At 73.6% G+C, this 22623-nt stretch carries 20 protein-coding genes and 1 pseudogene; 10 read left to right on the top strand and 11 right to left on the bottom strand.

What is annotated here, in order from left to right; genetic code table 11:
* Positions 1 to 141: 141 nt before the first annotated feature.
* From IEY91_RS25660 to yczE, 4 genes are all read right to left on the bottom strand, one after another.
* Positions 142 to 516: an RNA polymerase-binding protein RbpA gene (locus tag IEY91_RS25660; protein ID WP_030360404.1), complete on the bottom strand. Its 375-nt coding sequence runs from the start codon at positions 514 to 516 to the stop codon at positions 142 to 144.
* Positions 517 to 772: 256 nt separating this feature from the next.
* Positions 773 to 2119, bottom strand: a complete 1347-nt coding sequence (locus IEY91_RS25655; protein ID WP_189175861.1) for an MFS transporter — start codon at positions 2117 to 2119, stop codon at positions 773 to 775.
* A 73-nt stretch (positions 2120 to 2192) separates the two neighbouring features.
* Entirely contained in the window at positions 2193 to 2960 is a 768-nt protein-coding gene (locus tag IEY91_RS25650) for a glycerophosphodiester phosphodiesterase family protein (RefSeq protein ID WP_189175860.1), read from the bottom strand.
* The gene (gene yczE, locus IEY91_RS25645) at positions 2957 to 3646 is read right to left on the bottom strand and encodes a membrane protein YczE (protein ID WP_164326477.1); all 690 of its coding nucleotides are present in this window, start codon (positions 3644 to 3646) and stop codon (positions 2957 to 2959) included. The genes IEY91_RS25650 and yczE overlap by 4 nt, the downstream gene beginning before the upstream one ends.
* Before the next feature lie 97 nt (positions 3647 to 3743).
* On the opposite strand from yczE, the gene IEY91_RS25640 reads away from it, so the two are divergent.
* A complete protein-coding gene (locus IEY91_RS25640) occupies positions 3744 to 5261 on the top strand; it encodes an SCO1417 family PLP biosynthesis transcription factor (RefSeq protein ID WP_189175859.1) in 1518 nt (505 codons plus the stop codon).
* 41 nt (positions 5262 to 5302) lie between these two features.
* Here the strand turns inward: IEY91_RS25640 and IEY91_RS25635 are convergent, their stop codons facing one another.
* A complete protein-coding gene (locus IEY91_RS25635) occupies positions 5303 to 6877 on the bottom strand; it encodes a hypothetical protein (RefSeq protein ID WP_164326479.1) in 1575 nt (524 codons plus the stop codon).
* Between the two features lie 34 nt (positions 6878 to 6911).
* Positions 6912 to 7106, bottom strand: a complete 195-nt coding sequence (locus IEY91_RS25630; RefSeq protein ID WP_016642855.1) for a hypothetical protein — start codon at positions 7104 to 7106, stop codon at positions 6912 to 6914.
* A gap of 326 nt (positions 7107 to 7432) precedes the next feature.
* Between IEY91_RS25630 and IEY91_RS25625 the strand changes: the two genes are divergently transcribed.
* The 5 genes and pseudogenes from IEY91_RS25625 to IEY91_RS25605 all read left to right on the top strand — a co-directional run bounded on the left by IEY91_RS25625 (position 7433) and on the right by IEY91_RS25605 (position 13659).
* The gene (locus IEY91_RS25625; protein ID WP_164326480.1) at positions 7433 to 7825 is read left to right on the top strand and encodes an ankyrin repeat domain-containing protein; all 393 of its coding nucleotides are present in this window, start codon (positions 7433 to 7435) and stop codon (positions 7823 to 7825) included.
* A 300-nt stretch (positions 7826 to 8125) separates the two neighbouring features.
* Positions 8126 to 9544, top strand: coding sequence for a HEAT repeat domain-containing protein (locus IEY91_RS25620; protein ID WP_164326481.1), 1419 nt, complete (start codon positions 8126 to 8128; stop codon positions 9542 to 9544).
* A 493-nt stretch (positions 9545 to 10037) separates the two neighbouring features.
* Complete coding sequence (locus tag IEY91_RS25615) at positions 10038 to 11171, top strand: glycosyltransferase family 4 protein (RefSeq protein WP_189175858.1); 1134 nt, start codon at positions 10038 to 10040, stop codon at positions 11169 to 11171.
* 14 nt (positions 11172 to 11185) lie between these two features.
* Positions 11186 to 12331: pseudogene (locus tag IEY91_RS25610) on the top strand (glycosyltransferase); the annotation flags it as partial.
* 470 nt (positions 12332 to 12801) lie between these two features.
* Positions 12802 to 13659 carry an SGNH/GDSL hydrolase family protein gene (locus IEY91_RS25605; RefSeq protein WP_189175857.1) on the top strand — a complete coding sequence of 286 codons (858 nt, stop codon included), beginning with the start codon at positions 12802 to 12804 and terminating at the stop codon, positions 13657 to 13659.
* A 671-nt stretch (positions 13660 to 14330) separates the two neighbouring features.
* Here the strand turns inward: IEY91_RS25605 and IEY91_RS25600 are convergent.
* The 5 genes from IEY91_RS25600 to IEY91_RS25580 all read right to left on the bottom strand — a co-directional run bounded on the left by IEY91_RS25600 (position 14331) and on the right by IEY91_RS25580 (position 18964).
* Positions 14331 to 15215 (bottom strand): 5-oxoprolinase subunit C family protein, encoded by an 885-nt coding sequence (locus IEY91_RS25600; RefSeq protein ID WP_189175856.1) that lies wholly within the window; start codon positions 15213 to 15215, stop codon positions 14331 to 14333.
* Positions 15212 to 15826, bottom strand: coding sequence for a 5-oxoprolinase subunit B family protein (locus IEY91_RS25595; protein ID WP_189175855.1), 615 nt, complete (start codon positions 15824 to 15826; stop codon positions 15212 to 15214). Before IEY91_RS25595 ends, IEY91_RS25600 begins: the two co-directional genes overlap by 4 nt.
* Before the next feature lie 176 nt (positions 15827 to 16002).
* Entirely contained in the window at positions 16003 to 16767 is a 765-nt protein-coding gene (locus IEY91_RS25590) for a LamB/YcsF family protein (protein WP_189175854.1), read from the bottom strand.
* 32 nt (positions 16768 to 16799) lie between these two features.
* Positions 16800 to 17597, bottom strand: a complete 798-nt coding sequence (locus IEY91_RS25585; protein WP_164328699.1) for a putative hydro-lyase — start codon at positions 17595 to 17597, stop codon at positions 16800 to 16802.
* A gap of 65 nt (positions 17598 to 17662) precedes the next feature.
* Positions 17663 to 18964, bottom strand: a complete 1302-nt coding sequence (locus IEY91_RS25580; protein WP_164326487.1) for an MFS transporter — start codon at positions 18962 to 18964, stop codon at positions 17663 to 17665.
* Positions 18965 to 19195: 231 nt separating this feature from the next.
* Between IEY91_RS25580 and IEY91_RS25575 the strand changes: the two genes are divergently transcribed.
* From IEY91_RS25575 to IEY91_RS25565, 4 genes are all read left to right on the top strand, one after another.
* Positions 19196 to 19900 carry a GntR family transcriptional regulator gene (locus IEY91_RS25575; protein ID WP_164326488.1) on the top strand — a complete coding sequence of 235 codons (705 nt, stop codon included), beginning with the start codon at positions 19196 to 19198 and terminating at the stop codon, positions 19898 to 19900.
* Positions 19901 to 20011: 111 nt separating this feature from the next.
* Positions 20012 to 21556: a hypothetical protein gene (locus IEY91_RS25570; RefSeq protein ID WP_189175853.1), complete on the top strand. Its 1545-nt coding sequence runs from the start codon at positions 20012 to 20014 to the stop codon at positions 21554 to 21556.
* Positions 21556 to 21690 carry a hypothetical protein gene (locus tag IEY91_RS42390; RefSeq protein WP_268240908.1) on the top strand — a complete coding sequence of 45 codons (135 nt, stop codon included), beginning with the start codon at positions 21556 to 21558 and terminating at the stop codon, positions 21688 to 21690. The genes IEY91_RS25570 and IEY91_RS42390 overlap by 1 nt, the downstream gene beginning before the upstream one ends.
* The gene (locus IEY91_RS25565) at positions 21687 to 22589 is read left to right on the top strand and encodes a hypothetical protein (protein WP_164326490.1); all 903 of its coding nucleotides are present in this window, start codon (positions 21687 to 21689) and stop codon (positions 22587 to 22589) included. Before IEY91_RS42390 ends, IEY91_RS25565 begins: the two co-directional genes overlap by 4 nt.
* Positions 22590 to 22623: the final 34 nt, after the last annotated feature.

The raw sequence follows: 22623 nt of genomic DNA, 5'->3' as shown, positions 1-22623 counted from the left end.
GATAGCCCCTCCGGCGTTTGAGGAGCGGGGGTCCGGGGGCGGAGCCCCCGTGGGGGGGGGCACCACGCACGACGAGGGCGGGCCCGCTGCCGAAGCAGCGGGCCCGCCCTCGTCGTGTCTCCGCTCCGCGGTCCAGTGCGCTTACGCGGACTTGCGGCTGTCGCGCGGATGCACCGCAATATTCATCGCACCGGACCTGAGAACCGCGAGGCGCTCCTCAAGTACCTCCTCGAGTTCTTCTCGAGTGCGGCGCTCCATGAGCATGTCCCAGTGCGTACGCGCAGGCTTCCCCTTCTTTTCTTCAGGTCCGTCGCCGTCCACGAGAAGTGCCTGGGCCCCGCAGACCTTGCACTCCCACTCCGGCGGGATTTCCGCCTCCACCGAGAACGGCATCTCGAAACGATGTCCGTTCTGGCATGCGTACTCCACGGCCTGGCGTGGAGCCAGGTCGATGCCGCGGTCGGTCTCGTAGCTGGTCACCACGAGGCGCGTGCCGCGAAGAGCTCGCTCACTCATGAATCGTGCCTCCCGGGCTTGTCGCCCACAGGACAGGTGTCGCTGTCGTCGTCATCCGGTCAACGTCCGGTCGGCGGTAAAGATTCCCGTTCAGGGTCATGCGTCGCCGTCGTATGCCGCCCCTTGTTGTACCCACCAGCGCCCGGTTTGTCACATCTGGCAGCAGATGTCACCCAGCGTTTCTGAATCCTCAGCGCGCAGTAACGGTCCGCCTGGCAGGCCAAACGCGTACACTACCGGCCTTCGCCGCTCGTTGCTAAATCCTGTCGGGTACGGGATTGCCCGCGTCGCGCACCGCACGCCGTACGGGAACGCGTGCGAGGAGCGCGAATCCGATCACGAAGAACGCCACGAGCGACCCGATCGCGTCCCGGTACGACCCTGTGAGCTGGTACGTCAGGCCGAAGATCAGCGGCCCGAGCCAGGCCATGCCCCGGTCGCTGATCTCGTACGCGGAGAAGTACTCGGCCTCTTTCCCGGGTGGCACCAGATGCGAGAAAAGTGACCGCGACAGCGCCTGCGTGCCGCCGAGGACGAGTCCGATGCCCGCGGCGAGCACGAAGAACCACGCCGGTGCGCCCGCCGGAAGGAAGAATCCCGCGCCGATCGTCACGGTCCACGCGGCGAGCGAGCCGAGAATCGTGCGTTTCGCACCGTATGTGCGAGCCATCCTGCCCATCGCGAGGGCGCCCACCACCGCGAGCACCTGCACGAGCAGCACCGCCACGATCAGCGTCGACTGGTCGAGTCCCAGCTCCTCGGAGCCGTACACGGATGCCTGGGAGATCACCGTCTGCACGCCGTCGTTGTAGACGAGGTACGCCAGCAGGAACGCGAGCGTGTGCGGATGGCGGCGCATGTCGCGCACCGTCGCCGCGAGCTGCCCCCAGCCGTGCGCGGCCGCCGCCGACGGCTCCTTCCTGCGGTCGCGCAGCCGCCGGAGCGGCACGAGCGTGAACGCGCCCCACCAGACGCCCGCAGAGGCCAGACAGATCCGTACGGCCGTCGACTCGGAGACGCCGAAGCTGTCGTGGGCGAGGAACAGCACCAGGTTCGCCATCAGCACGAGCGCGCCCGACGCGTAGCCGAAGGCCCAGCCGCGCGAGGACACCGCGTCGCGCTCCTCGGGCGGCGCGATCTGCGGGAGGTAGGCGTTGTAGAGCACCATCGACACCGCGAGCGAGGCGTTGGCGACGATCAGCAGGAGGCCGCCCAGGAGATAGCGGTCGCCGTCCAGGAAGAACATGCCCGCCGTCGCCGCGGCCCCCAGATAGGCGGCAGCGGCCAGCAGCGGCTTCTTGCGGCCGGTGCGGTCGGCCGCCGCACCCGCGAGGGGCATCACCAGGATCGACACGACGACGGACGCGGAGACCGTGTACGCGAAGTACGAGCCCGCGCGGACGGGGATGCCGAGCGGGTGGACGTAGCCGTCCGGATCCGCGGCGGACTTGGCGATCTCCGTGAGGTAGGGGCCCAGGAAGACGGTCAGGACGCTCGTCGAGTAGACCGAGCACGCCCAGTCGTAGAAGTACCAGCCGCGCTGTTCGCGCCGGCGCTGCGCGGACTCGTCGGCTGCCGCCGTCCGCGCGGTGTCGGTGCTCAAACCGTGAATCCTCGCTGTCGCCGGGGTCCCCGTGGACCCTCGATCCGACACAGTCCGACGCGGCCCCCGGCGGTCAGACCCAGGTCCCCCGGTCCTTGAGCACGTCGCGCAGCGTCTCGATGTGGTCCGTCATGATGCCATCGACGCCCAGGTCGAGCAGGGTGTGCATGCGCTCGGCGTCGTTGATCGTCCAGACGTGGACCTGCAGCCCGCGCGCGTGGGCGGTGCGTACGAAGCGGTGGTCGACCACCCGGACCCCCGACTGGGCCTCCGGCACCTGGGCGCACACCGCCGAGACGCGCGGGGTCGCGGGCACGCCCAGGGAGCGCAGCCGCAGCCCCAGCACACCGCGCGTACCGAACGACGTGGCCAGGCGCGGTCCCGCGAGGCGCTGGGCGCGGGAAACGCGTGCTTCGGAGAACGAGCCGACGCAGACGCGGTCCCAGGAGCGGGTGCGCTCGATCAGTTCCAGGAGCGGCAGCAGGGCCGGCTCGGCCTTCACGTCCACGTTCCAGCGGACGTCGGGGAACGCCTCCAGCATGTCTTCGAAGAGGGGCACCGGCTCGCTGCCCGCCACGCGGGCCTGCCGCACCTCGCTCCAGGGCAGGTCCGCGATCTTCCCGGTCGCGTCCGTGACGCGGTCGAGCGTCGCGTCGTGGAAGGCCGCGAGCCTGCCGTCCGACGTGGCGTGCACATCCGTCTCGATGTAGCGGTAGCCCGCGTCCACGGCGCGCCTGAAGGCGGCCGCGGTGTTCTCCAGGCCGTCGGCCGCTCCGCCGCGGTGGGCGAAGGCGAGGGGGCCGGGGTGGTCGAGGTAGGGATGGCGTACGCGCGTGGTCACCGTTGCAGTATCGCCTGCTCCGATGGCTCTCCGGAGGCCACGACGCGGCTCTCCGGAGACGTGGGAACGGCGAAGAAGCGCAGGAAGAACTGGGCGAGCGGACCGATCGCCAGGGCGTACACGACCGTGCCCACGCCGAGGGTGCCGCCGAGCGCGAACCCGGTGACGACGACCGCCACCTCCACCAGGGTGCGCATCAACCGGATGGAGCGGCCGGTGCGCTCGTGCAGCCCCGTCATCAGGCCGTCGCGCGGACCCGGCCCGAACCTGGCCGCTATGTAGAGGCCCGTCGCCACCCCGTTGAGCACGATCCCCGCCACCAGGAGCGGTATGCGGATGCCCAGGGCGTGCGCGTCCGGTACGAGGGCCAGGGTGCCGTCCATCGCCAGGCCGACCACGAAGACGTTCGACACGGTGCCGAGCCCCGGGCGCTGGCGCAGTGGGATCCACAGCAGCAGCACGGCGGCGCCCACGAAGATCGAGACGACGCCGATCGACATCCCGATGCGCTCGGCGATGCCCTGGTGCAGCACGTTCCACGGCTCGAGGCCGAGACCCGAGCGCACCAGGAGCGCGGAGCTGGCGCCGTACAGGGCGAGACCGACGTACAGCTGGCACAGCCGCCGTGTGAGGTGGCGCCCGCCGCGCGATCCCGTAGTGGGCCGACCTGATTTCGCCCTGAACAAGAGAAGCCCCCGTAGTGGTAGTGGCCTGACTCATGACACTCTGTGGCTTGGCAGAAGACGCCAACCATGGCCAATTCGATGAAGGTGGACTGGGATCATGGCTCAGTGGACATCAGCGGTGGGCTCGACCCAGCTCGCCCGGCTGCTCACCTCCCAGCAGGCGCGTCCCGCGGGCGCGGGCACCCGCCGCCCGCCCGCCTACCGCGCCCTTGCCGACGGTATCCGGCTCCTCGTCCTGGAGGGGCGCGTGCCCGTGGCCGCCCGGCTGCCCGCCGAGCGCGAGCTGGCCGTGGCGCTCGCCGTGAGCCGCACCACCGTCGCCGCCGCGTACGAGGCGCTACGGAGCGAGGGGTTCCTGGAGTCCCGCAGGGGAGCGGGCAGTTGGACCGCCGTACCCGCAGGGAACCCGCTGCCCGCGCGCGGCCTCGAACCGCTGCCCCCGGAAGCGCTCGGCTCCATGATCGACCTCGGCTGCGCGGCCCTGCCCGCGCCCGAGCCCTGGCTCACCCGCTCCGTGCAGGGCGCCCTCGAAGAGCTCCCGCCCTACGCCCATACCCACGGCGACTACCCGGCCGGACTGCCCGCGCTGCGCGCCATGCTCGCCGAGCGCTACACCGCGCGCGGGATACCGACCATGCCCGAACAGATCATGGTCACCACCGGCGCGATGGGCGCCATCGACGCGATCTGTCACCTCTTCGCGGGTCGTGGCGAACGCATCGCGGTCGAGTCGCCGAGCTACGCCAACATCCTCCAGCTCATGCGCGAGGCGGGCGCGCGCCTGGTCCCCGTGGCGATGGCCGAGGGGCTCGGCGGCTGGGACATGGACCGCTGGCGCCAGGTCCTGCGCGATGCCGCGCCCCGGCTCGCGTACGTCGTCGCCGACTTCCACAACCCGACCGGCGCGCTCGCCGACGAGGACCAGCGCCGCCGCCTCGTCGACGCGGCCCGGCACGCGGGGACCGTACTCGTCGTCGACGAGACCATGAGCGAACTGCGCCTCGACGAAGGCGACGACGAAGAATTCGCCATGCCGCGCCCCGTCTGCGGGTTCGACCCCGCGGGCTCCACCGTCATCACCGTCGGCTCGGCGAGCAAGGCCTTCTGGGCGGGCATGCGCATCGGCTGGGTGCGTGCCGCGCCCGACGTGATCCGCAGCCTGGTCGCGGCCCGCGCGTACGCCGACCTCGGCACCCCCGTCCTGGAGCAGCTTGCCCTCAACTGGCTGCTCAGCACCGGCGGTTGGCAGCAGGCCGTGGACGTACGCAGGACGCAGGCGCGCGAGAACCGCGACGCGCTGGTCGCCGCCGTGCGCCGCGAGCTGCCCGACTGGGAGTTCGAAGTGCCGCGCGGCGGGCTGACGTTGTGGGTCCGCACCGGCGGCCTGTCCGGCTCCCGCATCGCCGAGGTCGGCGAACGCGTGGGCGTCCGGGTGCCGTCGGGCCCCCGCTTCGGCGTCGACGGCGCCTTCGAGGGGTACGTACGGCTGCCGTTCACCGTCGGCGGGCCGCTGGCGGACGAGGCGGCGGTACGGCTCGCGGCGGCGGTGCGGCTCGTTCAGGCGGGGACGGGCGCGGGGTCGGGGGCGGAGGGGCCGCACACGTTCGTGGCATGAGGCGTGCTGTACGTGGCGGGTGTGCTGTACGCGCCGCGGGCTCAGCCCTCGGCGACCGCCGCCGGGGCCAGGTTCGCGTCCGCCGGTGTGGTGCGGCCCGGGAGCAGGTCGAGGACGGCCCGCCGGTGGGTGTCGCTCGTGGCGTCGTCGTACGGATCGGGGGTCGCCGGGACCTGGAGGCGCAGGACCGGGCCCGTGCCCAGGCGGGCGTAGCCGCGCCCCGGAGGCATGTCCGCCGTGGGCGTCGTGTGCGGGACCGCGCCCAGGACCTCCTCGACCTGGTCGGCGGTGGCCGGGCCGAGCAGCACGCGCGCGCGGGTGTGCTGGCGTACGGAATCGGTGAGCCCGTCCACGCCGTCGAACTGCTCGGCCACCACGACGGTGACGCCCGCCGCGCGCCCGTGCCGCAGCGGCACCTGGAGCAGTGACTGCGGATCCCGGTGGCCGTCGGCCGCGGCCAGGTGGCCGAGGACGCTCGGGCGGTCGAGGAGGATCCACAGCGGCCGTCTGGTGTCGTCGGGCGGCGGGTGGCCCGCCTGCCGGGCCCGGTTCGCCGCGATGAGGCGGCGCTCCGTCTCGTGCGCCGCCCACTCCAGGCTGGCCAGCGCCCCGGCGAGCCCGCACTCGACGGCGAGGACGCCCTCGCGCCCGGTCAGGCAGGCGTAGTCGCCGGTGCCGCTGCCCTCGACGATGACGACGTCACCGTACTGAAGCGCCTGCAGGGCGACGGAGCGCAGCAGGGTCGTGGTGCCGCTGCCGGGGCGGCCGAGGACCAGCAGGTGCGGCTCGGTGGAGCGGATGCCCGTGCGCCACACGACGGGCGGCACGTCGCGCTGCTCGTCGCCGTCGGCCACGGGCAGGGTGCGCTGCACGGCGGTGGGGTCGGTGAAGCCGAGGACGGTCTCGCCGGGCGCGGTGACGAAGCGCTGGGCGGCGATGTCGGTGGGCAGCGGCGGGAGCACGGTGACGGCGAGGGTGTTGCCCTCCTCGTCCCACGCGAAGTGGTATTCGCGGCCGCGCCCCGACTTGGCGTGCAGCACCTGCTCGATCCGCGCGCGGGACGCGGTCTCGCCGTCGGTGAAGTACGTGGGATAACGCATCACCAGGTGGGCGATCCGGCCGTCGCCGTCGAACGCGTACGAGGTGAAGGCCTTGTCCCACTCGCCGCCGTGGGCGAACAGCGGGCTCGGGTCCTCGGGGACGGAGAAGTACGGAACGAGCGCTTCGTAGAGCGACTGCAGCCGTTGGACCTGGGCGTCGTCCGGGCCGGAGGGGGCCGGCGCGGTGCGCTCACGCCCGGTCCAGGCGGCTGCCGCCATCAGGCAGATGGCGGCGAGCAGCGGACCGTAGGGGATGAGTGCCACGACGAGAACAAGAGAAGCGACCAGGAACAGCAGCGAACCGCGCCGTTCCTTGGGCGTCGCCGCCCACTTGCGCCGCCCGGCTCCGGCGAGGCGGCGCAGCCCGCGCGTGATGGTGATCAGCGGGTGGAGGACGTCGGTGGCACTGTCGGCGGCCGACCGGGCCACCTCGCGACTGCGCGCGATGTGCTCCCGGCTCCGGGCGATCTGGGCGGTGCCGGTGCTCAGGATGCGGGGGAGGGGGCGCCGGGCCACGTCGGTCTCCTGGAAGTGGTGGTGAGGAAAGCCGTCAGAACTTGATCCCGCCGAGCAGGCTCGCGAGGCTCGCGCTGCCCGCCTTGATGCTCGGAGCGATGGCCGTGCCCGCGAGGAAGAAGCCGAAGAGGGCGCAGACCACCGCGTGGGAGGCCTTCAGCCCGTCCTTGCGGAAGAACAGGAAGGCGATGATGCCGAGGAGCACGACGCCCGAGATGGACAGGACCATGGGAGTTCTCCTGAGTGAGGGGACAGTCACCATCAGTACTTCCAGGCTCACAGCATGTATCCATGCGATAAAAGCTGCAAATGGGGGATATTTCAGTTATTTCGCCCGGATGGTGGTGGGCTGTTGAGGCGTGCGCGAGCGGGTTCGGGCCGCGTCGTCCGGCCGCGCTGATCTTTGCCTCCGACGCGGTCGGTCATGTGCCGTGACGGGCAGTACCCTGTCGATTCACTCGTACGGCCGCAGGAACGGCGGCGGTGCGGGTGCGGTCACCCCCAGTACGGGTGCCGTCACCCCTGAGTCACGCGAGCGCGAAAGGCGGTCACACCATGAGTGAAGCCCCCGACCCCGAGGTCGTGGAGCTGGCGGGCAAGATCTTCGATCTGGCCCGGGCGGGCGACACCGACGCCCTCGCCTCGTACGTCGACGCGGGCGTGCCCGCGAACCTCACCAACGACAGCGGCGACTCGCTCGTGATGCTGGCCGCCTACCACGGCCACGCGGCCGCCGTGCGCGCCCTCATCGAGCGCGGCGCGGACGCCAACCGCATCAACGACAAGGGCCAGACGCCGCTCGCCGGCGCCGTCTTCAAGGGCTCCGACGACGTGGTGCGGGCGCTGCTCGACGGCGGCGCCGATCCGGCCGCGGGCACCCCCTCGGCGATCGACACCGCGCGCATGTTCCAAAAGACCGAGCTGCTCGGGCTGTTCGGGGCAGCCTGAGCGGGGTACGCGACCTGGCACGACGGGGGCGCCGGAAATGTGGTCGCGGCGGGCTGAACCGCTGGGTCATCATGACGACGTGATTCACGGACGCGACGTCGGGGCAGATGTTGCCGCAGCGCGCGGACCGTGAGCGGCCCGACCCCGGACTTGGCGTCCGGGAACCTCCGGGTCACCGACGAGAGGCAGAGGAAGATGGTCTTCAGCAAGCAAGAGACGGCGGGCGGCCCGACGTGTTGGCGCACGGCCAGGTAGTGCGGATTCCCGGTTGCGTCGACGCTTGATGTGAGGCTGTTTCCCATGTTCGAACCGGTCATAGCGCCCAGCGGTACGCTGCTCGGCCTGCTGCAGCGGGGCCGCGGCGACGGCACGCTGCACGCCCTCACCGCGCCACGGTCCGAGGCGCTCTCCGCCCTCGACCACTGTGTGCTGCACGATCCGCGGCACGACTGGCAGGTGGAGAACCGCTCCCTGTACTACGCCCGTCTCTACCTCGATCTGAACGGCGGGCTCGGCGCCATCGAGCGCCACCTCTTCGACCCCGACGACACGCTCGACCCGGACGACTCACGCACCGGGCTCGCGCTTTCGGTCCTCGGCCACCTCGCTTCGTACGACAGGCTGGACGCGCTGCGACTGCTGCGCAGGTACGCCGAGTACGGCGCGAACTGGGCCTGGGCCCTGGACGAGCTGGCCCTGCGAGACGACGACGCGGGCCTGCGCGCCCTCGCCGGGCCCGTGCTCGCCAGATTCCCCGCCGACGCCGAGGGCGAGGCCGCCCTGGCCACCGCCGTGCGCGACGCCTTCGAGCCGCGGCCCTGGCGGCTGTGGGCCGACGATCCGCGCCCCGGGATCGGCGCCCGTGTGCGCGCCGCCGGCGAACGCGGCTCCTTCGACCGCTGGCAGCGCCAGATGGAACCGACCGGGCCACGGCCCGGCTGGAGCGTCCAGGCCGTGTTCGACTGGGCCCAGGAAGGCCTTGACCGGGGGGCCGCGCTGCATGTGCCGGCCGCCCGCTGCCTGACCGCCGTCGCCGGGCCCGAGGACCGCGCCGAGATCGTGCGGGCCGCCCGGCACGGCACGGACGGGGCACGCGGCACCGCCTTGCGGTACTTGGCCGACACCCACGATCCCGACGTGCTCGACCTCCTGGAAGAAGCGGCCCAGAGCACCTCGCGTGCCGTCGTCGACATCGCGGCCGAGACGTTCGAGCGGATGCGCTCCGTCGCCGCCGTCGACCGGGCCCGACAGTGGGCCGGCCGGCCCGACGCGCTCGGCGCGGCCGCCGGACGCGTCCTCGCCTGCCGCGGCGGCGCCCAGGACAGCCAGCTCGTGCTCGCCGCGCTGCGCGAGGCGGTGCGCGGTGACGGCCCGGACGAGTCGACCCTGTGGCCGCTCGTCGACGGCGCCGGACGCCTCGGCATCGGCTGCGCGGCGCCCGTCCTGCGCCATGTCTACCGCGAGACCGCCTCCTCCCACCTCAGAGGCCGCGCCGCCCGCGCGCTGGCCGCCACCGACCCCTCCTTCGCCGCCGGCTTCGCCGTCGAGTGCCTGTGGGACTGCGAGGAGTCCACCCGCGAAGTCGCCGCCCGCCACGCCGAGACCGGCGACGCCCGCGTCGTCAACCGCCTCCGCAGACTGGCGGCGGATCCCGCCGAGGAGGACGACGTGCAGTCGGCGGTACGGAGCCGTATCGGGCCGGACGCGCCCGCTGTGTGAGCGGAGCCGCTTGGCGCGGTGCGGCGGGTGCCCTGTGGGTGCCCCGGCTGCTCCGCGGGACGACGGGGAGTGCACCGGGCAGGGGGAGCTGCACTGCGCGGGGGGTGCTGTCCCGCATGCCGCACTCGCCCGGTGCCGAACGGGGCGATGTTCCGCATGCCGCATCCGACGCGGGGGCGGGATGCGTCGCGTGGGCACCGACCCTTGCGGGACGCCGGGCCCGTGCGCTGCCGCGGGGGAGACGCTTCGCGCACCGCACCCCCCGATGCGGAGCGTCACGTACCGCCGCACGGGCCACGTAGTCGTCGCTCGCCGCACGCGGCCAGCACGCGGCCACGGTGCCGGGAACCCCGCTCGCCGCTCCCGCCCAGTACGGAACGTCCCCGCGTGCGGCGAATGGCCGGATCCCGCGGTGCGGAACGCTCATGGGACGTTCCACGTCAGGAAAGATCCACTTTGACGTGGGCACGCCCCGTCTGACGACAACACGGGTATGCGTGTCGTCATCGTCACCGAATCCTTTCCCCCCGACATCAACGGCGTGTCGCACTGCGCCCTGCAGACCGCGCGGCAGCTCGTCGCGCGCGGTCACGATCCGCTCGTCGTCGCCCCGGCCACCTCGGCCGGCGCCGCCGACGACACCGCAGACACCCTCTCCCCGTGCCCCGTCGTCCGCGTGCCGTCCCTGCCTCTCCCCGGATACCCCCAGGTCAGGGTCGCGCTGCCGAGCCGACGCCTTGCGGCCGCGCTGAGCGCGCACCAGGCCGACCTCGTCCACCTGGCGAGCCCCTTCGTCCTCGGCGCCCGCGGCATGGCCGCCGCCGTACGCAAGGACCTGCCCACCGTCGCCGTCTACCAGACCGACCTCGGCGGCTACGCGCGTACGTACGTGGGCATGGGCGAAGCCACCGCGTGGCGGCGCATCCGTGCGGTGCACGCCGCCGCCGACCGCACCCTCGCGCCGTCCACCGCGGCCCTCACCGACCTGGTGGCGCACGGCGTGCCCCGGGTGCGGCTGTGGCCGCGCGGCGTGGACACCGACCGGTTCCGGCCCGCGCTCAGGGACGCCGCCCTGCGCCGCGCACTCGCCCCCAACGGCGAACTGATCGTCGGCTACGTAGGACGGCTCGCCCCCGAGAAGCACGTCGAGCTCCTGGCCAGGGTGTGCGGCCTCGACGGGGTCCGCGTCGTGGTCGTGGGCGACGGGCCGAGCGCGGGCGCCCTGGAAACCGCGCTCCCCGGGGCCGCGCTGCTCGGCCGCCGCACCGGCGACGAACTCGCCCGGATCTTCGCCTCACTGGACGTCTTCGTACACACCGGCCCCCTGGAGACCTTCTGCCAGACCGTGCAGGAGGCCATGGCCAGCGGCGTGCCCGTCGTCGCGCCCGCCGTGGGCGGACCCCTCGACCTGGTGGTCCCCGGACGCACCGGCAGCCTCGTCCGGCCCGGTGACGACGCCGCCGTACGGGACGCGGTGTGGGCGATGGCCGCCGACCCGGGGCTGCGGGCCGCCTACGGAGCCGCCGGGCGCGCCGCCGTGCAGGGGCGCACCTGGGACGCCGTCGGCGACCAGCTGATCGAGCACTACGAAGAAGTGCTCGCCGAGCGCACGGCGGTGGCGGCATGACCGCGGCCCTGGGCATGAGCACGCTGGGCGCGGCACGCTCCGCGCGGACCACGGGGCCGATGCGGATCGTGCGCCTCGCCAACTTCGTCACGCCCTCATCGGGCGGACTGCGCACCGCGCTGCGGGAGCTGGGGCGCGGGTATCTGGCCGCCGGCCACGAGCCCGTGCTCATCGTCCCCGGCGAGCGGGCCGGGGCCGCCGAGACCGAGCAGGGGCTCGTCATCACCCTGCCCGGACACGTGCTGCCCGGCACCGGCGGCTACCGCGTCCTCGCCGACCGGCGCCGCGTGACCCGCCTCCTGGAACGCCTCGCCCCAGACCGCCTCGAAGTGTCCGACCGCACCACGCTGCGCTGGACCGGCGAGTGGGCGCGCCGCGCCCGGGTCCCGGCCGTGATGGTCTCCCACGAGGCGGCCGACGCGGTCATGCGCACCTGGGGGGTGCCGCCCGCCCTCGCGCGCCGCGCCGCCGACGCGCTCAACTCCCGCACCGCGCACGCCTACGCGCGCGTGGTGTGCACCACGGCATGGGCGGAGCGCGAGTTCGTACGCATCGGCGCGGGCAATGTCGTACGCGCCCCCCTGGGCGTCGACCTGGCGGACCGCCACCCGGGGCTGCGGGACAGGCGCGTACGTGACCGCTACGCGCGCGAGGACGACGTTTTCCTGTTGCTGTGCTCCCGCCTCTCCGTGGAGAAACGTCCCGGCACGGCGCTCGACACCCTGGAGACCCTGCGCGGGCGCGGCGTACCGGCCGTCCTCGTCGTCGCGGGCGACGGGCCGCTGCGCGCGCGGCTCGAACAACGGGCACAGGAGCGGGGGTTGCCGGTGACCTTCCTCGGCCATGTCGCGGACCGTGCCGTCCTCGGCGCGCTCCAGGCGACGGCCGACGTGTGCCTCGCGCCGGGACCCTGTGAGACCTTCGGCCTCGCCGCCCTCGAAGCCCTCGCGTGCGGCACCCCGGTGGTGGCCAGCGCCTCGTCCGCCCTCCCGGAGATCGTGGCCGGCGCGGGCGCGGCGGCGGCCGACACTGCGCGCACCTTCGCCCACGCGGTCCACGCGGTCCTCGAACGTCCGGAGCCCGCCAGGCGCGCGGCGGCACGTGCGCGTGCGGAGTGTTTTGGGTGGGATGCGGCTGTGGGGGCGTTCTTGGCGGCGCATGGGGTGGGAGCTGGGGGCGGTGACGTTGTTGCTTCCGTTGCGGGGTCCGTGGGCGAGGGGGTTGCTTCGGCGGTCGGTCCTGTGGGCAAGGGTGTTGCTCTGGCGGTGGACCTTGTGGGTGACGGTGTTGCTCAGGAGGTGGGCCCTGTGCGCAATGGTGTTGCTCGGGAGGCGGACCTCGTGGGCGACGGTGTTGCTCCGGAGGTAGGCCCTGTGGGCCATGGTGTTGCTCCCGAGGTGGACCTCGTGCGTGACGGTGTTGCTTCGGCGGCGGGCCCCGTGCGCAACGGTGTTGCCTCGGCGGCGGGCCCCGGGCACGGAGCCGCTGCGCTGCCGACAGCGGCTGAGCAGGGCGCCACCGCTGCGGCGGCTGGGGCGGGGCACGTCGACGTGGTGCCCACTGTGGGCCGGGGCCGTTCGCTGCGGCTCGTGGCGGGCACCGGCGGGGTGCCGGACGGGGGCGGTGGCGGATGAAGCCGGTGACGTACGTCGCGCTCGGGGACTCGCTCACGCAAGGCGTGGGGGACCCCGTGGACGGCGCGTGGCGGGGCTGGGCGGCACTGCTCGCCGCGGGCCTGGGCACGCCCCAACGGCCCGTGGAATTCCACAACCTGGCCGCCAGCGGGGCGCAGACCTGCGACGTACACGGCCACCAGATGCCGCGTGCGCTGACCCTGCGACCCGACATCGTGTCCGTCGTCGTCGGTGTCAACGACACGCTGCGCTGCACCTTCGACATCGGTGCCGTCGCCGGTCGCCTCGACGAGGTCTACGGCGCCGTCACGGCGGACGGCGCCGTGCTGCTCACGGCCTGCATGCCCGACCCCGGGGCGATGCTGGGCCTCCCCGGTGCGCTCGGCCGCCCGCTGGCGCGGCGGCAGCGGGCGGTCAACGCCGTCGTACACGCGCTGTCCGAGCGATACGGCGCCGTCCACCTGCACGCCGCGGGCGAGGAGTGGATCGCCGACCGCGCGCTGTGGAGCGCCGACCGCCTGCACCCCGGCGAGCGCGGCCACCGCGTGTTCGCCGCCCGCTGCCACGCCCTGCTCGCCGCCGAGGGCCTCGCATCCGGCGCCGGCCCCGGCCTCGACCCCGAACGCCCGCCGCCCACCCACGCGGCGAGCCTGCTCTGGCTTGCCACGGCCGGCACCGGCTGGGTCGCCCGACGCTGCACCGACCTGCTGCCGCAGTTGCTCAGCCTCGCCGCGGAGGAAGTACGGCACCGGGTGCGCGGCACGAGCGGCGGCCTGGACGTACGGGCCGCGCACGCGGCGACGGCCGCGCTGGCCGGGCTTGCGGGGGTGGAGCGGCGGGTGGAGGCGGCTTGAGGGGTGGCTGGCGGCTGGGTGCCGATGGTGGTTGGGGGAGGCGGCTTGGCGGGGCGACGCAGGGGTGGCGGGGACGCCTGAAGCCGGGCTGGGTGCGCCGACGTCAACGCGTCCGCGTGCCGGGCTTCGGCGGTGGAGACACCCGAAGGCGGGCAGGTGTGAAGGGAGGCAGGCCCGACACCGCCGTGTCAGAACGCCCGGTTCTCGTCGGTGGGGACGCTGGAGGCGGGCACGCTTCCTCCACCGCGTCCGTGCGCTGGCCTGCGGTGGCTGGGGCGCCCGAGGCCGGACAGGCTCGATGCCACCGTGGCCGTGCGCCTGGTCTCGGTGATGGGACGCTCGACGGCGGGGAGGCCTATTGGACCGCGTCCGCGTGCCGGTCCGTAGCGGCGGGGACGCCCGAGGCTGGGCAGTCCTCCGTAGGTCTGACGTCACCGTGTCCGATCTCGGAGGCGGGGACACCCGTAGGCGGGCAGGCCGATGTCACCGTGTCCGTTGCTGGCCTGCGGCAGCGAGGGCGCCGAGGCCGGTCAGGGCCGACACCATCGCGTCCGGGTGTCCGCCCGTGGCGGCTAGGACGCCCGAAGGCGGGCGCGCCCACGCCACCACGCCCGCGCCACCACGCCCGCGCTCCGGCCCGCAGCAGCGGGAACGCCCGAAGCCCCGCCGTCTCACCCCCGCCGCCCCGGCCAACCCCCCACCCCCACGAACCGCACCACCGTCCCCGGCACCGCCTGGGCCGCCGCTGCGAGGTCTCGTTCCCTGACGACGCCCACCACCGGGTAGCCGCCGGTGGTCGGATGGTCGGCGAGGAACACCACGGGACTGCCGTCCGGCGGCACCTGGACCGCGCCGAGGACCATGCCCTCGCTGGGCAGTTCACCGCCCACCGCCCGTTCCAGGGGCGGCCCTTCGGTGCGCAGGCCGATGCGGTTGCTGGCGGACGACACGCGGTACGCGCGCGTGGTGAGCGTGCGCAGGGCCGTGGCCGTGAACCAGTCCGCGCGGGGCCCGGGCGTCACCCGGAGGATCAGTTCCCTCGGCGGGCCGGGCTGCGCGGCGGTGTCCACGCGCGCGTGGGTGACGGGTGCGACTCCCAGGGGCAGCACCGCGCCGTCCGTGAGCGGGGGCGGGCCGAGCCCGGACAGCAGGTCGGTGGAGCGGCTGCCGAGGACCGGTTCGACGGCGATCCCGCCGCCGACGGCGACGTAACCGCGTACTCCGGAGACAGCGGACCCCACATCGAGGAGCGCACCGGCCGGTACTCGGATCGGGGCACCCCAGGCCGCCGCCCGCCCGTCCACCGTCACCGGACAGGGAGCACCGCCCACGGCGACGGTGACCGCGCAACGGGGCCTCAGCGCGCAGCCGTTGAGGGTGGTCTCCAGGACGGCGGCGTCGGGCGGGTTGCCGACGAGACGGTTCACCAGGGCGGCGGCGGGCCGGTCGAGGGCGCCGGAACGGGGCACCCCCAGGTGGGCGTGCCCCGGCCGCCCCTCGTCCTGCACCGTGGTGAGTGCCCCGGCCCTGACGACCGCGATGGCCCGGTCGGTCATGCGGCCTCCGGCACGAAGCGGACCCGGGCGCCCGGCGTGAGGAGCGCGGCGGGCACGCGCGCGTGGTCCCACAGCACCGCGTCCGTGGAACCGATGAGCTGCCAACCCCCGGGCGAGGGCCGCGGATACACGCCCGTGTAGGGCCCGGCGAGGCCGACGGAGCCAGCAGGCACCGCCGTGCGCGGGGTCGCGCGGCGCGGCACCTCGGGCAGGTCGCCGGAGCCGGTCAGATAGCCGAAGCCGGGCGCGAACCCGCAGAAGGCGACGCGGAATTCGGCCGCCGAGTGGATCCGCGCCACGTCCCGCACCGGCACGTTCCACAGCGCCGCCACGTCGGCCAGGTCCGGGCCGTCGTACCGCACCGGGATCTCCAGGACGCCCTCCGCGCGGGCGGCCGGCGGCGGGATCTCCCAGGAGGGCAGCCGCGCGGCGAGCCGGAGCGGGTCGTCGAGACCGTCGAGCAGCACGGTGCGTGCGGCGGGCACGATCTCGCGCACGGTGAGGTCGCCCTCCGCGCGGCGCCGCAGCAACTCGGCGTGCAGGGCCGCGGCGGCGGCACCGTCGGCCAACTCGACGAGGAGGGCGCGCTCGCCCATGGGCAGGACGTGCATGGGCGGGGTGTCCGCGTACGAGGGTGCCGCGGGCGGGTTCCCTGGGCGTGCGGTGCTGGGCGGGCCTTCCGCACTCGTGGCCCCGGCCGGCCCCGTCGCGCGCACGTCTCCCGCGCCCACGCTCCCAGCCACCGCGGCCGTGCCCCCTGTAGGGGAAATCCCCGCCGACGGCACCCTCATGCGAACGCCTCCACCCGCACACCCGACTCCTCGAGCCGCGCCCGCACCTCCCGCGCGAGCCCCACCGCTCCGGGAGTGTCGCCGTGCAGGCACAGCGACCGCGCGCGGACAGCGATTTGCTGTCCTCCGTGGGACGTGACGGTGCCGAACCGGGCGAGTCCCAGGGACCGTTCGACGACGGCGTCCGGCTCCGTGATGACGGCCCCGTCGGTGCCGCGCGGCACCAGCGTGCCCTCGTCGGTGTACGCGCGGTCCGCGAACGCCTCCGTGACGACCGGCAGTCCGGCCTTGTCCGCCGCCTCCAGGAGGCGCGATCCGGGCAGGCCGAGCACGGGCAGCCGGTCGTCGGCGAGGAGCACCCCCTCGACGACGGCGCCCGCCTGCTCCATGTCGTGGACGACGCGGTTGTACAGCGCGCCGTGCGGCTTGACGTACGCCACGCGCGTGCCCGCCGCCCGCGCGAACACCTCCAGGGCGCCGATCTGGTACGCCACTTCGGCCGCGAGTTCCGCCGACGGCACGTCCATCGCGCGCCGCCCGAAGCCCGCCAGGTCGCGGTACGACACCTGGGCGCCGACGCGCACCCCGCGCTCGGCCGCGCGCTCGCACACGCGCCGCATGGTGGCCGCGTCGCCCGCGTGGAAGCCGCAGGCCACATTGGCGCTGGTGACGACGGAGAGCAGCTCCTCGTCGTCGGTGAGCCGCCAGCGCCCGAAGCCCTCGCCGAGGTCGGCGTTGAGATCGATCGAGGCCCAGGTCATGTACGTGTCGCTCCCGTGTCTCTCGTGTGCCCTCAAGCGACGCGGTACTGCTCGTCGCGGGCGTCGGTGATGAACATCTGGCCCGGCGCGTGCGTGATCGCGAACGGCGGCCGCGAGGCCATCACGGCCGCCTGCGGCGTCACTCCGCACGCCCAGAACACCGGGATGTCGTCGGGCTCGGCGGCCACCGGATCGCCGAAGTCGGGCTTGCCGAGGTCGGCGATGCCGAGGCCGCCCGGGTCGCCGCAGTGCACCGGCGCGCCGTGCACCGCGGGCAGCAGGGCGGTCTCCCGGATCGCCGCGGCCAGGTCGCCGGGCGGCACCGGGCGCATGGAGACCACCATGGGCCCGCCGATCCGCCCCGCCTGACGGCACCGGCGGTCGGTGACGTACATGGCGACGTTGCGGCCCTGCTCGACATGGCGCAGCGGCACGCCCGCCGCCGCGAGCGCCCACTCGAAGGTGAAGCTGCAGCCGATGACGAACGACACCAGGTCCTCGCGCCAGTGCGCGAGCACGTCGGTGGGTTCCTCGGCCAACTCGCCGTCGTGCCAGACGCGGTAGCGCGGCAGGTCCGTGCGCAGGTCCGCGTCCGGGGCGAGCGGCGTGGACCAGGAGCCCGCGTCGGTGACGTCGAGAACCGGGCAGGCCTTGGGGTTTCGCTGGCAGAACAGGAGCATGTCGTACGCCCAGTCGGCAGGCACGGACACGAGGTTCGCCTGAGTGTGCCCGCGCGCCCAGCCGGCCGTGGGGCCGCTGAGGCCCGAGCGGAACGCCGCGCGGGCCTCCTGGGGGCTCAGGTCGGCTCCGGGGCTTCCCGCGACCTCCAGGGTCTCGGCGGCTCCACAGTCCTCAACGGCCGCGAGGCTCGCGGAAGTTCCCTCCCCTTCGTGATTCACAGAAGTTCCCTCCCGCGCGTCTCGGGCAGTCCGAAGAGGGCGATCACCGCGAGCGCGTAACCGAACGCCCCGAAGATCAGCGCACCGCCCACGCCCCAGCTGTCCGCGAGGAAGCCGACGGTCGTGGGGAAGATGGCACCCACTGCGCGGCCGGTGTTGTACGTGAAGCCCTGCCCCGTGCCGCGCACGGCCGCCGGGTACAGCTCGCTCAGGAAGGAACCGAAGCCGCTGAAGATCGCCGACATGCAGAAGCCGAGCGGGAAACCGAGGACCAGGAGAACGCCGTTGGCCCCGTCCGGGATGTTCGTGTACGCGGCGATGCTGGCCGCGGACAGGAACGCGAACAGCGCGATGTTGCGCTTGCGCCCCAGCTTGTCGGTCAGATAACCGCCGGTCAGATAGCCGATGAAGGCGCCGGAGATGAGGAACGTGAGATAGCCGCCGGTGCCGACGACGGTCAGCCCGCGGTCTTCCTTGAGGTACGTCGGCACCCAGGTGGCGAGCGTGTAGTAGCCGCCCTGGACACCCGTGGACAGCAGCACCGCGAAGCACGTCGTGCGCAGCATGCCCGGCTTGAAGATGGCCGTGAACGAGCCCTTCTCCGTGCTCCGTTCACGCTCGGCGGCCGCCTCCGGGGCGTCGTGCACATTGCGGCGTACGTAGATGACGAGCAGCGCGGGCAGCGCGCCGGTGAAGAACATCACGCGCCAGGCGATGTCGTCGTCCATGAACTGGAAGACCAGCGTGTAGACGATCGCGGCGAGGCCCCAGCCCACGGCCCAGGAGCTCTGGATCGCGCCGAGCGTGCGGCCGCGGTTCTTGGCGGTCGAGTACTCGGCGACCAGGATCGCGCCGACCGCCCACTCGCCGCCGAAACCGAGGCCCTGGAGGGCGCGGAAGACCAGCAGAGTCTCGTAGTTGGGCGCGAAGCCGCAGGCGACGGTGAACACGGCGTACGTGATCACGGTGATCATCAGGGCCTTGACCCGGCCTATGCGATCGGCCACGACGCCCGCGACGGCTCCGCCCACGGCGGAGACGACCAGCGTGACGGTCGTGAACAGGCCCGTCTGGCCGCTGTTCAGGCCGAAGTAGGCCGACAGCGCGACCATGCTCAGGGGCAGCGTGAAGTAGTCGTAGGAGTCCAGCGCGTACCCGCCGAAGGCGCCGGCGAACGCCCGGCGGCCGCGCGGTCCGAGCGCGCGCAGCCAGCCGAACGCGCCGTCGTCGTCGGGGTGTTGGTCCGCGCGCGGCTGGTCGTCCAGCTCGGTCGCGGCGGGCGGTGGAGTCGTACTCATGGGCACCTCGCAGAGGGGTCGGCGGTGCTGGAGGGTGCTTCTGAGGAGCGGTGTTGGTGCTGGAAGGCGCTTCAAAGGAGCGGCGGTGGTGCGGGGAGTGGCGCTTGCCGGGCAACGGGGACGTCGCTTGCCGGACAACGTAGAGGATTGTTCAACGATCCCTCAATACCCATGTTGTCTCGTTCTTGTATCTGCGATTGAATCCGGGCATGGCTGAGGGGATGGCTGATCATGGCTGAACTGACCGGTCTCGCCGACGACCGCGCGCTCCTGGGACGTACGAGCACCGCGGAGCGGGTCGCGGACATCCTCCGGAGCCGTATCGCGGAGGGGTACTTCCCGCCCGGCACCCGCCTCTCGGAGGACAGCATCGGCGGCGCGCTCGGCGTCTCCCGCAACACCCTGCGCGAGGCCTTCCGGCTGCTCACCCACGAGCGGCTGCTCGTCCACGAGCTCAACCGCGGCGTCTTCGTGCGGGTCCTGACCGTCGACGACGTAGAGGACATCTACCGCACCCGGCGCCTGGTCGAATGCGCCGTCGTGCACGCGCTCGGGCGCCCGCCGTACGCCGTGGACGCGCTCGCCGCAGCCGTCGCCGAGGGCAGGGCGGCCGCCGGACGGCGGGACTGGAAGGGCGTCTCCACGGCCAACATCCACTTCCACCGGGAACTCGTCGCGCTCGCCGGGAGCGCCCGCACCGACGAACTGATGCGCAGCGTCTTCGCCGAACTGCGGCTCGCCTTCCACGTGGTGGACGACCCGCGCCGCCTCCACGAGCCCTATCTCGTACGCAACCAGGAGATTCTGGACGCCCTGCGGGCCGGCCTCGGGCCGAAGGCCGAGCGGCTGCTCGCGGTCTACCTGGACGACTCGCTCCAGGGCCTGGTCGACACGTACGCGCGGCGCGTGGCGGCGGGCGGTCCCGGCGCGGGCTGAGGGGGTCGCGGCCCGTACGGGCCGCTCGTACGGCCGTCGTGCCCGGTCGACGCGGGCGGGGCATCTGCGTCGTTTCGACCGTTGTCAGACCGAGGACCTAGTCTGTGCACCGTGACTTCGCCTGCCGTACCGGACTTCGTTCCGCCCCAGCTCAGCGCGGGGCCGCGGCCCGCTCCGGGCCCGGCCGCCGACGAGGGCCTGGCGCGGCGCCTGCGCGCGCTCGCGTGCACGGCGCCGCTGCACGACCTGGACACCCGCAAGGCGAACCTCGCGGGGGAGTATTCGGTGTACGCGATGGCGGAGGTGGCCCTCTCCGCCATCGACCTCGTCACGCTGAACATGGACTTCGACACGGGCGCCGACCACGAGCAGATAGTGGCCCGGCTGCTGCCCCGCGTCGCCGCCCAGGCCCCGCGCCGCCCGACCGCCGAGCACGAGCGCGTCGCCCGTTGGGTCCTGGAGAACCTGATCAATGTGGGCAGCGTGGACCGCGGCTTCCGCGCGGTGTACGGCACCTTCGGCGCGGACGGGACATATGTCCGGCGTGACTACGACTTCAAGCTGATCGAGGAGGTCCCCGGGTACGGCGGCGGTGTCTACCTGCGCACCACCGACGAGGCCGTGAACGTCCTCGTGGGCGCCCTCGACACGGACGTCACCAGCGCCCAGATCGCCGCCGAGGTGAAGCTGGAGGTCCTCATCAACCGAGGACGCCTCGCCGACGCCCAGCTCGCCGCCGAGCAGGCGCGGTATCGCACCGTGCAGTACTCGGAGACCCTCCGCAAGGCCCTGGACGCGACCCGGCGCAACGTCCGCGCGGTGGACTGGCTCCAGGCCGTCCCGGACATGATCGCCGAGGCCCTGGACCACGTGGCCGACCGGTATCGCCACGAGAACGCGATCCTGACGAACATCCGCAAGGTGCGCGACGAGTCCGAGGCCGTCTCCGACTCCGCGGCGGGCGAGCACAAGCGCCGCGCCGCCGAGCTCGTCGACATCGTCAAGGACTGCATCCGCCGCCACACCCAGCTCCAGTCCCGGCTGCTCGAAGCGGGCCCCCTGTTCCGCGCCGAGCAGGACCGGCAGGCCTTCGCGACACCCACCGCCCGCGCGGGACTCGATCTGTACGGCCAGCTGATCGCCCCCGTCCTGCCGCTCCCCGCCGAGCAGGCGATCCGCGTGACGGACGCCTTCTTCGCGCGCGGGACGGGCCTGCGCACCCCGGTGTCGGTGCGGGTCGGCGACCTCGTCGACATACTGCTCACGCCGCCGCAGGAGCGCGAGCACCTGGGCGCGGAGATGCCCGAGCCCGACCTCATCGCCACCCCCGACGACAGCCGCTTCAGCGAGGAGCAGCTGGCGAGCGCGATGGAGCTGCTCGCGCTGCCGTCCGACGCGCCGCGCCGGCTCTCCGGGCTGCTCGCCGACGCCCGCCGCCGCGACCCCGAACTGCCCTACCTGGTCGCCCTGCTGGCCGTCCACGCCGCGAGCCCGCCGGTCGGCACGGCCTACCGCCAGGGCGAGCAGCAGCTCCTGTTCGCCGTGGACGACGGCACCGAACTCGACGACCCGGAGTTCGGCGGCGCCGACCTCATCGTCGGCACGGCCCTGCTCGACGCGGCGGGCATGGCGGCCGACCGTACGGAGGCCGCGTGATGACCACGCCCACTGGGCCTCGCACCGCCCTGGCCCCTGCCGCCCCCGGGGACGTACGCACGGCCCCCGACGACACGGGCCCCGCCCCCGAACACGTACGACCGACGGACCGCACCAAGGAGCCCAAGCCGTGACCGATCACCCCGCAGAGCACGCCGCGTGGGGCGAGCCGGACGCCAGCGCGGCCCCGGCGGCCGCCCCCGCGGGGGCCGCCGTCACGCCGGCCGACGCCGCCGACGCGGCACGGCTCGTCGCGTTCGGGCTCCAGCCCAAGCTCCAGCCCGCCCGCGACCAGGAGTACGGCGAACTGCTCCGTCGGTACCGCGAGGACCCGCCGTTCGCCCGCCTCGCCGACGCTGTGGCGGCCGGGCTCGGCCTCGTCGTCCTGGAGGTGTCCACGCGCGCGGGGATGGCGGTGACCGCCGCCGAGGACTCCGTGTTCGCCGTCCGCATGGGCGACTACGCACGCCGCGCCGCCGCCGACTCCACCGACCGCTTCCTGCACGGCCTCGCCCACCTCGCCGTCGCCGCCATGGCCTTCCCGCGCCCCGAGGACCTCGCCGACGACGGGTACATCGGACGCGTCACCGTCAACGGCGTCGACGCCTTCGTGCGGCAGGCCTGCCGCCGCCTGGAGGAGCGCGCCGAGGAGCAGGGCGAGAACACCGACCCGGCGACGGACGCGCCCGGCCTGGAGTCCGCCTGGCGGATCTGGGCGCGCCGCAGCTCCACCGGCGCCACCAAGGACGCCCGCAGACTCGCCGGTTCGACCACCGGCATCGTCGGCAAGGCCGCCGCGTTCCTGACCGACTCCGGCTTCCTCCAGCGCACGGGCGACGACTCCGGAGGGACGTACCGCACGACCGCGCGCTATCAGCTCCAGGTCCGCGACATGGCGGGCACCGCCGCCATGGCCGAGCTCCTGGAGCTCGGCGTCGTGCCCGTCACCGACGGCTCCGCGACGCTGCTGCCTCCCGACGACACCGACGACCTGGAGCTGGCGGCCGACGCGGGCCTTCCGTTCCACTCCTGAGCCGCACCCTCCGGTGGTCGCGGCCGAGCCGACC

Origin of the sequence: Streptomyces lasiicapitis (genome assembly GCF_014646335.1) — a bacterium.
Taxonomy (GTDB): Bacteria; Actinomycetota; Actinomycetes; order Streptomycetales; family Streptomycetaceae; genus Streptomyces; species Streptomyces lasiicapitis.
Note: the sequence above shows the minus strand (reverse complement) of the source record. Positions and strands in the feature narration are given on the sequence as shown.

What these genes read in the sequence shown, in the direction of transcription:
- IEY91_RS25660 (WP_030360404.1), bottom strand. Translation starts at nt 516, where the DNA reads ATGAGTGAGCGAGCTCTTCGCGGCACGCGCCTCGTGGTGACCAGCTAC.
- IEY91_RS25640 (WP_189175859.1), top strand. Translation starts at nt 3,744, where the DNA reads ATGGCTCAGTGGACATCAGCGGTGGGCTCGACCCAGCTCGCCCGGCTG.
- IEY91_RS25630 (WP_016642855.1), bottom strand. Translation starts at nt 7,106, where the DNA reads ATGGTCCTGTCCATCTCGGGCGTCGTGCTCCTCGGCATCATCGCCTTC.
- IEY91_RS25625 (WP_164326480.1), top strand. Translation starts at nt 7,433, where the DNA reads ATGAGTGAAGCCCCCGACCCCGAGGTCGTGGAGCTGGCGGGCAAGATC.
- IEY91_RS25620 (WP_164326481.1), top strand. Translation starts at nt 8,126, where the DNA reads ATGTTCGAACCGGTCATAGCGCCCAGCGGTACGCTGCTCGGCCTGCTG.
- IEY91_RS25615 (WP_189175858.1), top strand. Translation starts at nt 10,038, where the DNA reads ATGCGTGTCGTCATCGTCACCGAATCCTTTCCCCCCGACATCAACGGC.
- IEY91_RS25605 (WP_189175857.1), top strand. Translation starts at nt 12,802, where the DNA reads ATGAAGCCGGTGACGTACGTCGCGCTCGGGGACTCGCTCACGCAAGGC.
- IEY91_RS25600 (WP_189175856.1), bottom strand. Translation starts at nt 15,215, where the DNA reads ATGACCGACCGGGCCATCGCGGTCGTCAGGGCCGGGGCACTCACCACG.
- IEY91_RS25595 (WP_189175855.1), bottom strand. Translation starts at nt 15,826, where the DNA reads ATGCACGTCCTGCCCATGGGCGAGCGCGCCCTCCTCGTCGAGTTGGCC.
- IEY91_RS25590 (WP_189175854.1), bottom strand. Translation starts at nt 16,767, where the DNA reads ATGACCTGGGCCTCGATCGATCTCAACGCCGACCTCGGCGAGGGCTTC.
- IEY91_RS25580 (WP_164326487.1), bottom strand. Translation starts at nt 18,964, where the DNA reads ATGAGTACGACTCCACCGCCCGCCGCGACCGAGCTGGACGACCAGCCG.
- IEY91_RS25575 (WP_164326488.1), top strand. Translation starts at nt 19,196, where the DNA reads ATGGCTGAACTGACCGGTCTCGCCGACGACCGCGCGCTCCTGGGACGT.
- IEY91_RS42390 (WP_268240908.1), top strand. Translation starts at nt 21,556, where the DNA reads ATGACCACGCCCACTGGGCCTCGCACCGCCCTGGCCCCTGCCGCCCCC.